At 72.6% G+C, this 12,559-nt stretch carries 11 protein-coding genes; 7 read left to right on the top strand and 4 right to left on the bottom strand.

Features of this window, described 5'->3' with window-relative positions; genetic code table 11:
* Nucleotides 1-31 precede the first annotated feature (31 nt).
* Nucleotides 32-1,705, bottom strand: a complete 1,674-nt coding sequence (gene boxC / locus ACGFI7_RS13560) for a 2,3-epoxybenzoyl-CoA dihydrolase (protein WP_393403412.1) — start codon at nt 1,703-1,705, stop codon at nt 32-34.
* A gap of 165 nt (nt 1,706-1,870) precedes the next feature.
* Between boxC and ACGFI7_RS13555 the strand changes: the two genes are divergently transcribed.
* Complete coding sequence (locus ACGFI7_RS13555) at nt 1,871-2,716, top strand: PaaX family transcriptional regulator C-terminal domain-containing protein (RefSeq protein ID WP_393403409.1); 846 nt, start codon at nt 1,871-1,873, stop codon at nt 2,714-2,716.
* Nucleotides 2,717-2,799: 83 nt separating this feature from the next.
* Here ACGFI7_RS13555 and boxB read toward each other — a convergent pair whose 3' ends face one another.
* The gene (gene boxB / locus ACGFI7_RS13550) at nt 2,800-4,278 is read right to left on the bottom strand and encodes a benzoyl-CoA 2,3-epoxidase subunit BoxB (RefSeq protein WP_393403406.1); all 1,479 of its coding nucleotides are present in this window, start codon (nt 4,276-4,278) and stop codon (nt 2,800-2,802) included.
* Between the two features lie 199 nt (nt 4,279-4,477).
* Here boxB and ACGFI7_RS13545 point away from each other — a divergent pair, with 199 nt between their 5' ends.
* From ACGFI7_RS13545 to ACGFI7_RS13520, 6 genes are read left to right on the top strand one after another with little or no spacing between them, the layout of a single operon-like run.
* Nucleotides 4,478-5,677 (top strand): ABC transporter substrate-binding protein, encoded by a 1,200-nt coding sequence (locus tag ACGFI7_RS13545; RefSeq protein WP_393403403.1) that lies wholly within the window; start codon nt 4,478-4,480, stop codon nt 5,675-5,677.
* On the top strand, nt 5,677-6,549 hold the full coding sequence (locus ACGFI7_RS13540) for a branched-chain amino acid ABC transporter permease (protein WP_393403400.1): 873 nt from the start codon (nt 5,677-5,679) through the stop codon (nt 6,547-6,549). The genes ACGFI7_RS13545 and ACGFI7_RS13540 overlap by 1 nt, the downstream gene beginning before the upstream one ends.
* Nucleotides 6,546-7,538, top strand: a complete 993-nt coding sequence (locus ACGFI7_RS13535; protein WP_393403398.1) for a branched-chain amino acid ABC transporter permease — start codon at nt 6,546-6,548, stop codon at nt 7,536-7,538. Before ACGFI7_RS13540 ends, ACGFI7_RS13535 begins: the two co-directional genes overlap by 4 nt.
* The gene (locus ACGFI7_RS13530; RefSeq protein WP_393403395.1) at nt 7,535-8,311 is read left to right on the top strand and encodes an ABC transporter ATP-binding protein; all 777 of its coding nucleotides are present in this window, start codon (nt 7,535-7,537) and stop codon (nt 8,309-8,311) included. Before ACGFI7_RS13535 ends, ACGFI7_RS13530 begins: the two co-directional genes overlap by 4 nt.
* Nucleotides 8,308-9,006, top strand: coding sequence for an ABC transporter ATP-binding protein (locus ACGFI7_RS13525; RefSeq protein WP_393403392.1), 699 nt, complete (start codon nt 8,308-8,310; stop codon nt 9,004-9,006). Before ACGFI7_RS13530 ends, ACGFI7_RS13525 begins: the two co-directional genes overlap by 4 nt.
* Before the next feature lie 45 nt (nt 9,007-9,051).
* The gene (locus tag ACGFI7_RS13520) at nt 9,052-10,254 is read left to right on the top strand and encodes a PAS domain-containing sensor histidine kinase (protein ID WP_393403390.1); all 1,203 of its coding nucleotides are present in this window, start codon (nt 9,052-9,054) and stop codon (nt 10,252-10,254) included.
* A 6-nt stretch (nt 10,255-10,260) separates the two neighbouring features.
* On the opposite strand, the gene ACGFI7_RS13515 is transcribed toward ACGFI7_RS13520, so the two are convergent.
* Together ACGFI7_RS13515 and ACGFI7_RS13510 are read right to left on the bottom strand one after the other, a co-directional pair.
* Nucleotides 10,261-10,935 carry a thermonuclease family protein gene (locus tag ACGFI7_RS13515; protein ID WP_393403387.1) on the bottom strand — a complete coding sequence of 225 codons (675 nt, stop codon included), beginning with the start codon at nt 10,933-10,935 and terminating at the stop codon, nt 10,261-10,263.
* A gap of 75 nt (nt 10,936-11,010) precedes the next feature.
* Entirely contained in the window at nt 11,011-12,555 is a 1,545-nt protein-coding gene (locus tag ACGFI7_RS13510; RefSeq protein ID WP_393403385.1) for a serine/threonine-protein kinase, read from the bottom strand.
* Between the last annotated feature and the right edge of the window lie 4 nt (nt 12,556-12,559).

Genomic DNA, 12,559 nt, shown 5'->3' with positions numbered 1-12,559 from the left:
CGTCGATCATGGCCGTCGCTTCCCTTGAAGGTCATACCCGCTTGCGGTCGTAGTCGCCCTTGCGGCCGGTCCCGTAGCGGCGCAGGGCGCCGTCGGGGCCGGAGGCGTTCGGGCGGATGAAAATCCAATTCTGCCAGGCGGTGAGCCGGCCGAAGATCTTGGTCTCCATCGTCTCGGGGCCGGCGAAGCGGTGGTTGGCCTCCATGCCGGTCAGCGCGTCGGGCGACAGCGAAGCCCGCTCCTCCAGCACGATGCGCAGCTCCTCCTCGAAGTCGAGGTCGTCGAGCGCCATCGTGACCAGGCCCAGCCCGGCCGCCTCGGCCGCCTCCAGCGGCTCGCCCAGCCGGGCGCGGGCGGCGGCGAGTGCGTCGTCGTCGCCCCAGAAGCGGGACTGGAGGCGGGACAGGCCGTTGCCCATCGGGTAGTCGCCGTCGTTGGACGGGGTGAGCGTGACGGTGGCGGGGTCGGCGTCGTCGTCGCGGTCCTCGTAGACGCCTTCCAGCATGTACTGCCGGTCGGCGGCCAGGGCGAGCTCGGCGAGCAGGCCGGCGAAGGCGGTGCCGGGCTCGATGACGGCGATGAGGCTGCGGCTGGTGACGTCGAGGCGCTTGAGCGTGCGCTTGTAGTAGTGGCGCACCTCGTTGACGAACCAGTCGCCGGCCAGCTCGCGCAGCTGGGCGTCGTAGGCCAGGACGCGGGCGGGGTCGCCGGTCGCGCGCAGCACCCAGATGCCCAGCTCCGGCTCGTTGGTGCGCAGGTGCAGGATCAGGTCGTCGAGGGCGCGGGTGACGGCGAGCGGCCAGTAGCCGGCGCCCTGGGCAGCCGGGTCGGCGGGCGGCGCGTCGTGCGGGGCCTCGACGGTGATCTCGACCAGGCGGGCGGCCCGGTCGGCGCGCGCGGACAGGTGGGGGTAGGTGATGGCGTCGCCGTCGTCCTTGCGGTCGAGCGGGGTCAGGGTCACGCCCTGTGCCTCGGAGGGCCGCAGGGACGCGGCCACGGCCGCCGCCGCCCGCGCGGCCACCTCGTCGGCGAGGCCGCCGCGCGGCACGGTGGCGTCGACCAGGCCCCACTCGACGGCGGTGCGGCCGCGGAAGCCCTCGGCCCTGGTGGCGAACAGGTCGGCGCGGTCCCTGCGCACGTGCCGCTTGTCCACGACCCGGGTCAGGCCGCCGGTGCCCGGGAGCACGCCCAGCAGCGGCACCTCCGGCAGGGACACGGTGGAGGACCCGTCGTCGACCAGGACGATCTGGTCGCAGGCGAGCGCCAGCTCGTAGCCGCCGCCCGCGGCGGTGCCGTTGAGCGCGGCGATCCAGGTCTGGCCGGAGTGCTCGGTGGCGTCCTCGATGCCGTTGCGGGTCTCGTTGGTGAACTTGCAGAAGTTGACCTTCCACGCGTGGCTGGACCGGGCGAGCATCCGGATGTTGGCCCCGGCGCAGAACATCCGGTCGAGCCCGCCGGTGAGCACGACCGCCTTGACGCCCGGGTGCTCGAAGCGCAACCGCTGGACGACGTCGTACAGCTCGATGTCGACGCCCAGGTCGTAGGAGTTCATCTTGAGCTCGTAGCCGGGGACGAGGCCGCCGTGCTCGTCGACGCGGAGCGTGACGGTCGCCACCGGCCCGTCGACCTCGACGCTCCAGTGCCGGTAACGGTCGGGCGAGGTCGCGAAGCGGACCACCGGCGCGGTTTCAGCGGTGTCGGTCAAGGCGCGCTCCGATCCGTCGAGGGCGGGACCTATAATGCTCGACGATTCTTGGATGTAGCGTCAAGAGTTTGTAGTATTTGACTCGGGGCGACGCGGTGCCGTCCCGGTACGGCCCGGCTGGCAGAATGCGCGTCACAGGTGTGATCGGACGACGGGAGAGCGGACGTGGCGGAGCCGGCGGGACGCCCGCGCGAGAAGGCGCCGTCCAGCGCGCGCTCGATGCTGCTGACGATCCTCGGCGAGTTCGTCCTGCCACGTGCGGGAGTCGTCTGGACGGGCACGCTCGTCGACGCGCTGCGCGCGCTCGGCGTCGAGGAGAAGTCCGCGCGCCAGGCGCTGTCGCGCACCGCGGCCGAGGGACTGCTGGAGTCGGAGCGCCACGGCCGCAAGGTGCGCTGGAACCTCACCCCGGCGGGCGACCGGCTGCTGCGCGAGGGCACCGACCGCATCTACGGCTTCATGCGCGAACCCCACCGGTGGGACGGCCGCTGGCTGGTGGTGACCGCCGGCGTCCCGGAGACCCAGCGAAGGCTCCGCCACCGGCTGCGCACCAAGCTCACCTGGCTCGGCCTCGGCTCCCCCGCCCCGGCCCTGTGGGTGATCCCCGACGCGTCGAAGGAGGCGGCGGTCCGCGAGGTCATCCGCGAGCTCGATCTCGACGACCGCGCCTACGCCTGGACCGGTCCTTCGGCCGGCATCGGCGACACCGCCACGCTGATCTCGGCAGCGTGGGACCTCGACGACGTGGAGAAGCGCTACCTCGCCTTCATCGACCGCTTCGAGGGCGTCACGGCCGGATCGGGCCGCGACGCCTTCGTCAGCCAGGTGCTGCTGGTCCAGGAGTGGCGCCGGTTCCCGTTCCTCGACCCGCACCTGCCGGCCGAGCTGCTCGACCACGACTGGCCGGGGCCCCGCGCGGCGGCGGTCTTCCACGACCTGCGCAACCGGTGGCACCGGCGGGCCCAGGCCGAATGGGACCGCATGGACGAGGACGCCGCCGCCCGCCACTAGCTCACAACCGCATGGACGAGGACGCCGCCGCCCGCCACCAGCTCACAACCGCATGGACGAGGACGCCGCCGCCCGCCACCAGCTCACAGCAGCCCTTCCTCGGCCAGGTGCACGTAGTCGAACTCGACCGGCTGGTCGTTGATGCCGGTGCGCGGCGGGGCGATCCAGCCGGCGAACTCGCCGTACTCGTACTCGGGCACCATCAGCGAGGCCACCTTCGCGCGGTCCTCGGCCGTCGGCAGCCATGCGTCGGCCCGCGCCCGCCAGGTCTCCTCGTCGACCACCTCGCCCTGCGGGGTCACGTGGTGGCCCGCGTACACGCCGACCTTGCGGTTGAAGCCCTCGTGCGGCAGGTAGAGCCGGTCGGGCAGGCCGGCGTCCTCCAGCGCCTTGTTCCAGCGGCGCACGCCGTGTGAGCAGTCGGCGGCGTACTCGTCGCGCAGGTCGAGGTTGAGCGCGCTGAGCGCCGGCACGGTCCTGGTGACGATCCGGCCGTCCTGGACGTGGCGGAGCTCGCGGGTGGCGTCCAGGAGCACGTGGTCGTCCTTGCGCCGGCCCTCCATCCAGCGGCCCTTCAGCCCGGAGGTGAAGTAGTTGCCGGCGTTGGTCGACTGCTCGGAGCCGAACAGGTCCATGGAGACCGAGTACTGGAAGTTCAGGTACTTCTGGATGATGTCGAGCGGGATGCCGCCGTGCGGCAGGATGTCGGCGGTGTCGTGCTCCCTCATCAGCTGGGCGGTGCGCTCCAGCGTGCGCTGCACCCCGGTGGTGCCCACGAACATGTGGTGGGCCTCCTCCTTGAGCATGAACTCGCAGGTGCGGGCGAGCGGGTCGAAGGCCGACTCCTTCAGGGTGCCGAGCTGATACTTGCCGTCGCGGTCGGTGAAGTAGGTGAACATGAAGAACTGCAGCCAGTCGGTGGTCGCCTCGTTGAACGCGCCCAGGATGCGCGGCGCGTCGAGGTCGCCGGAGTTGCGCTTGAGCAGCTGCTCGGCCTCCTCGCGGCCCTCCCTGCCGAAGTAGGCGTGCAGGAGATAGACCATGGCCCACAGGTGGCGGCCCTCCTCCACGTTGACCTGGAAGAGGTTGCGCAGGTCGTAGATGCTGGGCGCGGTGTGGCCGAGGACGCGCTGCTGCTCGACGCTGGCCGGCTCGGTGTCGCCCTGGACGACGATCAGCCGCATGAGGTCGGCCCGGTGCTCGCCGGGGACCTCCTGCCAGGCGGGCTCGCCCTTGTGCTTGCCGAAGCCGACCGTCCGCTCAGGATCGCGCTCGGCGAGGAAGATGCCCCAGCGGTACTCCTCCATGGGCACGTGGGCGAAGTGGGCCCAGCCGTCGCGGCCGACGGCGACGGCGGTGCGCAGGTAGACGTCCTTGGTGGGCAGGGAGGGGCCGAGCTGCTTCCACCAGTCGAGGAACTTCGGCTGCCAGCTCTCCAGCGCCCGCTGCAGGCGGCGGTCACCGGCGAGGTCGACGTTGTTGGGGATGCGCTCGCTGTAGTCGACCGGGCTGAGCGGGCCGGTGGGCGCGGGCGCGGCGCCGGTCCGGGGGTCGGTGCTCATCGCTGCTCTCCTGTCTCCGGGGGCCACGTCCTTCAATGTGCCACATTCTCATTACGCGCCGGAAGAGTGATGTAGTGGATTTCGCCGGGACGCCGCAGGTCTCGATTCATTACAAGCTATTGACGTCACAACAACGGTCTGTAGATTCTGAGCCCACTGTCAGAGCGAGGCGCCGTCGTACATCCCCCAGGAGTTCCCCATGGGTGTTCTCTCCGCTGTTCTCCGCAGGTCACGAACGGGCACGACCGTCGCCGCGCTCACCGTGGGCGCCTTGGTGCTGTCGGGTTGCGCGGGTTCCAGCCTTGACCAGTCAGGCGGTGAGCAGGCGGACGGGCCGGTGAAGATCGGGTTACTGGTGCCGCTCTCGGGCGTGTACGCGCCGCTCGGCGAGGACATGCGCAACGGCTTCCAGCTCTACCTCGACCAGCACGGCGGCAAGCTCGGCGGGCGCACCGTGGAGCTGGTCAGCGCCGACGAGGGCGAGAGCCCCCAGACGGGCGTGCCCGCCGCGCAGAAGCTGGTGACCCAGGACCAGGTCACCGCCGTGGTCGGGGTGGTCAACTCCGCCACCGCACTCGGACTGCGCGACTTCTTCCACGAGTCCAAGAAGCCGCTGCTGATCGCCAACGCCGGGGCCGACGACATCACCGGCGCGCGCAAGTCCGAGTACGTCTGGCGGACCAGCTTCTCCAACGGCGAGGTCGCGGCCGCGCTCGGCGCCGCGGTGGCCGAGGAGGCCGGCGGTCCCGTCTACCTCATCGCCGCCGACTACGCCGCGGGCAAGGAGATGATCGCCGGGTTCCGCAAGACGTTCGAGGCGGCGGGCGGCAAGGTCGCCGGCGAGGAGTACACCCCGTTCGGCACGACCCAGGACTTCCAGCCCTTCCTGTCGGCCATCCGCGGCACGGACGCCAAGGCCGTCTACAGCTTCTACGCCGGGGCGGAGGCGGTGAGCTTCGTCAAGCAGTACAAGCAGTTCGGGCTGGCCGGCGACCTGCCGCTCTACGGCACCGGGTTCCTCACCGAAGGCGGCGTGCTGGATGCGCAGGGCGAGGCCGCGTCGGGGGTCAAGACCTCGCTGCACTACTCCACCGAGCTGGACACCCCGCGCAACAAGGAGTACGTCGACGCCTACCGCAAGGCCTACGACGAGGCGCCGACGGTCTACACGGTGCAGGCGTACGACGCCGCCGCGGTGCTCGACAAGGCCCTGGCGAGCGCGCCGGGCGGGGGCGGCGAGGAACTGGTCAAGGCGCTCGGCGCGGTCGGCCAGGTCGACAGCCCGCGCGGCCCGTGGAGCTTCGACGCCGATCACAACGCCGAGCAGAAGTACTACCTGCGCGAGGTCCGGTCCGGCGGCGGCGGCATGGTGAACGCCGTCGTCAGCGAGCTGAGCTGATGGTCGCCTATGTGGTGAGCGTGCTCAACGGGCTCGCGATGGGCTCGCTGCTGTTCGCCATCGCGCTGGGGCTGTCCCTGGTGTTCGGCATGATGGACGTGCTCAACCTGGCCCACGGCGCGGTCTACCTGGCCGGCGCCTACGTCGCGGTGGCGCTGGCCGCCGACGGCGCGAGCGCGACGGCGTTCGTGCTGGCGGTGCTGGGCGCCGCCGTGATCGGCGCCCTGCTGGGCGGGGTGCTCGCCGGTCTCACCCGGGCCACGCCGCGCCACCTGGACCAGGCGCTGCTCACGCTCGGCGTCTCCCTCGTGGTCGCCGAGACGCTCTCCATCGTGTTCGGCAACGACGTGCACTCCATCGCCGCGCCCGCGCCCGTCGCCGGGAGCGTGACGGTGTTCGGCGAGACCTATCCGCTCTACCGGCTGCTGGTCATCGGGTTCGGGGCGGTGCTGGCGGTCGCGGTCTACGTGCTCATCGAGCGGAGCCGGTTCGGAGTGGTGATCCGGGCGACCGTCGCCGACCGGGGCATGGTGTCGGCGCTCGGCATCAACACCGGCCGGGTGCTGACCGGGGTGTTCGCGGCGGGCGCCGCGCTGGCCGCGGCCGGCGGGGTGCTGGCTGGGCCGATCCTCGGCGCGCAGCCGGGCCTGGACGAGAAGGTGCTGCTGCTCGCCCTGGTCGTGGTGGTCATCGGCGGCCTCGGTTCGGTGCGGGGCGCGCTGCTCGGCGCCATCCTGATCGGTCAGGTGCAGGCGCTGGGCACGTCGCTGCTGCCGGAGTACGCCTCGTTCCTCGTCTTCGCCGCGATGGCCCTGGTGCTCCTGCTCCGCCCGGCCGGTCTGCTTCCTCCCCGTACGGCGGTGCGCGCATGACGGGGACCATGGACCAGACCCGGCCGGCGGCCGGCGCGACCGGCGGCCCGGCCCGGTCGCGGCCCGGCAAGGCGCTGGTGGCCGTGGCGGTGCTCGCGGTGCTGGTGGCGGCGCCGCTGGTGCTGGGGGCCTACCCGGTGACCACGATGACGCGGATGCTGGCCTTCGCGGTGCTGGTGCTCAGCGTCGACCTGCTGACCGGCGTCACCGGCCTGCCCACGCTGGGGCAGGCGGCCTACTTCGGCGTGGGCGCCTACACGGCCGTGCTCGTGGGCATCCACGTCACCTCCGACGCGCTGACCCAGGCGCTCGCCGGGCTGGCGGCGGGCCTGATCGCCGCCGCGCTCACCGGCTGGGTCGCGGTCCGGGCCCGGGGCATCGTCTTCCTCATGCTGACCCTCGCCATCGGCGAGACGATCCACCAGGTGGCCGGCACCTGGACGCTGGTCGGCGCCAGCAACGGCCTGGCCGGGATGCCGCCGGTCAGCCTGTTCGGCGGCCCTCCCCTGCTCGCCGCCGGGTTCGTCTACTGGTGGGTGCTGGCGGCGGCGACCGTCGTGTTCGCCGGGGTGGCGCTGGTCGCCCGCTCCCCGTACGGCAGGACGCTGCGCGGCATCCGCGACAACGAGCCCAGGATGCGGGCGCTGGGCTACCGTCCCGCGCTCGCCAGATACGGGGTGTTCTGCCTGGCCGGCGCGGTCGCCGGCACGGGCGGGGCGCTGTGGGCGGCGCAGGCCCGGTTCGTCTCCCCCGGCGACCTGGGGTTCGAGATGGCCGCGCTCGCCCTGCTCAGCGTCGTGATCGGCGGGGCCGGCAGCTTGTGGGGGCCGTGCCTGGGCGCGGCCCTGGTGCTGTTCGTCCGCGACAACCTGTCCGCCTCCATCGGCGGGCACGGCCCGCTCGTGCTCGGCCTGGTGTTCGTCGCCGTGGTGTTCCTGCTGCCGCGCGGCGTCGCCGGGTTCCGGCTGAGAAAGGACAGGCCCTCGTGACCGCCCTGCTCGAACTGCGCGGGCTCACCCGCTCCTACGGCTCGCTGACCGCCGTCGACGGCGTCGACCTGTCGGTGCTGCCGGGCGAGCGGCACGCTCTGATCGGGCCGAACGGGGCCGGCAAGTCCACCCTGTTCGCCACCGTCGCCGGCACGCTCAGGGCCACCGGCGGCGGCGTGTTCTTCGCCGGCGAGGAGGTCACCGCCCTGCCCGAGTCCGAGCGGGCCAGGCGCGGCCTGCTCCGCACGTACCAGCATTCGAGCCTCTTCCTGGACTGCACCGTGCTGGACAACGTCGCCCTCGCCGTGCAGCGCGTGCACGGGGTGGCGCACCGGTTCGACCGGGCCGCGCGGCGCTTCCGCAGGACCGAGGCCGAGGCCCGCGACCACCTGGAGTCGGTCGGGCTGGCCGGACGGGCGGGCGAGCGGGCCGCGGCGCTGTCGCACGGCGAGCGCAGGCAGCTGGAGGTCGCGATGGTGCTGGCCGCGCGGCCGTCGCTGGTCATGTTCGACGAGCCCACGGCGGGCATGTCCGCCGCCGAGACGGCGAGCTTCGCCGAGCTGGTGGAACGGCTCCCCGACGACCTGGCCCTGCTCATCGTGGAGCACGACCTGGACGTGGTGTTCCGCCTGGCCCGCCGCGTCACCGTGCTGCACCTGGGGCGGGTCCTGGCGTCGGGCACGCCTGAGGAGATCCGCGCCGACGAGGCGGTGCGGACCGCCTATCTCGGCACGGCCAGGACCGACGAGCTCTTCACCGGAGACCCGCGATGACCGACGTGCTCACCGTACGAGACCTGCGCGCGGGCTACGCGGGCACCACCGTGCTCGACGGCGTCGACCTCACCGTGCCCGCCGGCGGCGTGGTGGCGCTGCTGGGCCGCAACGGAGCCGGCAAGACGACCTTCGTGCACGCCGTCATGGGCCTGCTCAAGCCGTACTCGGGCAGCGTCAGGCTCGGCGACCGCGAGCTGGCCGGGGCGCCCGCGCACACCGTCGCCCGCGCCGGGATCGCCATCGTCCCGCAGGGCCGCCGCGTCTTCGCGCCGCTCACCGTCGCCGAGAACCTGCGCCTCGCGGCCGGCCGGGGCGACTGGACGCCGGAGCGGGTGTACGAGCTGATGCCGCAGCTCGCCGGGCGGCGCGGGCACCGGGGCGACCAGTTGTCCGGCGGCGAGCAGCAGATGCTGGCCATCGGCCGGGCGCTGCTGCGCGGCCCCCGCCTCCTGCTCCTGGACGAGCCGTCCGACGGGCTCGCCCCCGCGGTCGTGGACCAGGTGGCCGATCTGCTCGACGGGCTGCGCGGGGAGGGCATCTCCGCGGTGCTCGTGGAGCAGGATCTGCACCTGGCCTTCCGGCTGGCGGACGAGGTGGCGGTGATGCGCAAGGGACGCGTCGTGCACCGCGGCTCGACCGAGGACTTCCGCGCCGATCGCGCCCGCGCGCACGCCCTGCTGGGCGTCGGCTGACCGGTTTCCCCGCGTTCTCGCAGGTTGACCCGCATTTTGGGGTAGGTGAGGGTGCAGGGGGGATACCTGATGGGGGCCGAGCTCGACTATGCGGCGGTGTTCAACGCGATTCCGACGCCGTGCACGGTGGTGACACCGGAACTGGTGATCGCGGCGATCAACGACGCCTGCCTCAAGGCCACCCACCGCAACCGGGACGAGGTGATCGGCCGGTCGATCCTGACCGCCTTCCCCAGCCCCCCGGCCTTCATCGAGACCCTGCGGACCTCGCTGCAGCAGGTGGCCGGCACGGGCGAGGCGGACGTCGTCCCGATGGTGCGGCACGACGTCGAGATCGGCCGGTCCGGCGTGTTGGACGAGCGCTACTGGACGCTGGTGCACGTGCCGGTGACCGACCCGGACGGGGAGCTGAACTGGATCATCTGCTGGGCCGAGGACATCACGCCCCTGCTGAAGGAGATGCCGGGCGCCGGGGAGGGCGAGCTGGAGCCGCACCTCTACCAGCGCGCCCGCGACCTGCTGGAGCTCAGCGCCCGGCTGAAGCAGGCGTACCGGGAGGAGCAGCGGACCGTGTCGGCGCTGCACGAGGCCATCGAGCATCAGCAGCGGTTCCTGTTCGACGCCACGCACGACCTGCGCAACCCGATCACCGGGCTGATGACCGAGCTGGAGGTCGCGCTCACCGAGCCCGACGCCGACCTGCGCCCGACCCTGCGCAAGCTGCACCGGGACGTCGAACGGCTCAACAGCATCGTCTCCGACCTGCTGGTCCTGGCCCGGCTCTACACGGCGACGCCGCCCCAGACCGACCCGGTCGACCTGACCCGGCTGGTCGTGGAGGAGCTGGAGGCGCACCCGCCGACGGGCCAGGTGATCACCCGGCTGGAGCCGGGCGTGGTCGTCCGGGCCTCGCGGGTGCGGCTCGCCCGGGTGCTGTCCAACCTGGTCGCCAACGCCGAGCGGCACACCAGGAGCAGGATCGAGATCGTGGTGGCCGCCGACCCGCCGTGGGCCTTCCTGGAGATCATCGACGACGGTTCCGGCATCCCGAAGGAGGCCAGGGAGAAGGTCTTCCACCGCACCTACCGGCTGGCCGAAGCGCGGGCGAAGGACCCGGGCGGGTCCGGCTTCGGCCTGCCGATCGGCCGGGAGATCGCCCAGTCCTACGGCGGCGACCTCTACGTCGCCGACCACCGCGACGGTGCCCGCCTGGTCATGCGCCTGCCGCTGGCCTCCCGGGCGGACTGAGCGGGGTCAGCGCTCGCACACCAGGCCGTCGCCGTCGCGGTCCTGGTACCACGCGTACTCGGGGTCGCGGCCCCGCCGGTAGGGGCCGTAGCCGGCGGCGTTCGCCGCACCGCAGGTGCGGAACCGCGGGTCGGTCCCGCCGCTCGTGGGGGTGGGGGTCGCCGTCTCCGTGGGCGCCGCGCCCTTGTCGCACTTGCCCGACCAGATGCGCAGCCGCTCCTTCTGGGCCTTGCGCTGCTCGGCGCGCATGATCTTGATGTAGCGGTCGTTCGGCTTGTACAGCACGGCCTTGCCGTAGCCGTAGCGGACCAGGTTGCGGTTGACGTGCACGCCCTTGGCGTTCCACACGTAGTAGAGCAGGCGTCCGTAGCGGTCCTTCGGGTCCTTGTCGCGCAGCAGGTAGGCGGTCTTGCCGAGAGGCAGCAGCGCGGCGGTCCGCCGGGTCGCGGTCCGGAACCAGCACTGGCCCCGCTCCGGGGTGTCGACCTCCAGGAGGCGGACCCGTAACCGGACGCCCTTCCGCATGACGTCGATCGTGTCACCGTCGACGATCTTGACCACCTTCGCGGCGACGGCCCCCTTGGGCGGGACGGCAGCGGAGGTGGTGGCGCTCGCCGGGGCGGCCATGGACAGGATCGCGGTCAAGGCCGTAACGGTTCCGGCCAGGGAACGGATGCGCACGATGCGTCTCCCGTGAACAAGGGGCACTGACGGGATATGGACGCATATAGGGGGCGGGAGGAGTACAGGCTCAGGTCAGCGGTCGCCGGGCATCTTCCACATCGCGTACGTGCCGTAGTAGTGCGAGGCCCGGTTGCCCGAGAAGAAGATGTCGTGGATGCGCAGGTAGCCGTAGCGGCCTGCGGCCGTGCGCACGCAGATGATGGCGGGCAGCCGCAGCCGGGCGACCTCGATGAAGATCTCCCACTGGTCCTCCCTGATCTTCCGGCAGTCGCTCAGCAGCGGACGCCGGCCGCCCTCCCGCAGGAAGAGCACCGAGCTCGACTGGGCGCCGAGACCGGCGGCGTCGCCCTCGATGTCGTCGCCGGCCTCGTTGTCGAGATCCTCGCCGTCGTGGTCGCGGAAGTCGATCGTCTCGGTCCTGTGGATGATCCCCTTCGGCTGGCCGGGGAAGGTCGGCGACGGGACCGCCGCCGTCGTCGTGGGCTCCGCCTCCGGCTCCTGCTCCTCACTCGCCGACGGCCCGGCCGTGGGGCGGAGGGTGACCGTCTCGGTCACCACGACCCGGGACGGGGTGAGCGGCGTGCCGGTCACCCGGCCCGCGGCGTCCGGGGTGCGCGGGTTGTTGAGCACCAGGACCGCGACCGTCGTGGCCGCGAGCAGCACCGCGGCCGCGGCGGCCACCAGCCGCCCCCGCCCGCGGCGTCCGCCGGGCATCGTGGCCGGGGCGGGCGGCGGCTCCGCGGTGAAGGCGGGCAGGCGCCCGCTCACCTGCTCGGGCAGCCAGTCGCCAGGGACGGTGTCGATCCGCAGGGTGGAGATGATCTCGCGGATCCTGGGCCGCTGGTCGGGCGCCTTGGCCAGGCAGCGGCTGACCAGCGGGCGCAGCTCGTCCGGGCAGTCGTCGAGCCCCGGTTGCTCGTGCGCGATCCGGTAGAGGACGGCCGGCGCCGGCCCGTCGCCGAACGGCGCCGCCCCGGTCGCCGCGAAGCACGTCAGGCTGCCCAGCGCGAACACGTCCAGCGCGGGCGTCGACGGATGACCGAGCGCCTGCTCCGGCGCCATGAAGGGCGGGGTGCCGATGCGCACTCCGGTACGGGTGAGCGCGGTCGACTCGGCGGCCCTGGCGATGCCGAAGTCGATGACCTTGGGGCCGTCGGCGGCGAGCAGCACGTTGGACGGCTTGAGATCGCGGTGGATCACCCCGGCGGCGTGCACGGCGAGCAGCGCCTCCGCCACCCCGGCCATGAGCACCCGGACGGTGCCCACCGGCAGCGGCCCGTGCGCCGCCACCACCTGGGCGAGCGTCGGGCCGGGCACGAACGCGGTGGCCAGCCAGGGGTGCGGCCCGGCCACGTCGGCGTCGATCACGGGCGCGGTGTACATGCTGTGGACCCGCTGCGCGGCGGACACCTCGTGCTCGAAGCGCCGCCGGAACTCGGCGTCGTGGCTGAACTCCGGGCGGATGACCTTGATGGCCAGCCGCCTGCCCGCCTGGGTCGTGCCGAGGTAGACGCGGCCCATGCCGCCCTCGCCCAGGCGCGCGATGATCCGGTAGCCGCCGACCTCGCGGGGGTCGCCGGGCTGGAGGGGCTTGAACACCGCTTCTGCAGGGGGCACGGTC

Source organism: Nonomuraea sp. NPDC048826, assembly GCF_043198225.1.
GTDB lineage: Bacteria > Actinomycetota > Actinomycetes > Streptosporangiales > Streptosporangiaceae > Nonomuraea.
The sequence above is the reverse complement of the archived record's forward strand: the minus strand, read 5'-3'. Positions and strand labels throughout refer to the sequence as shown.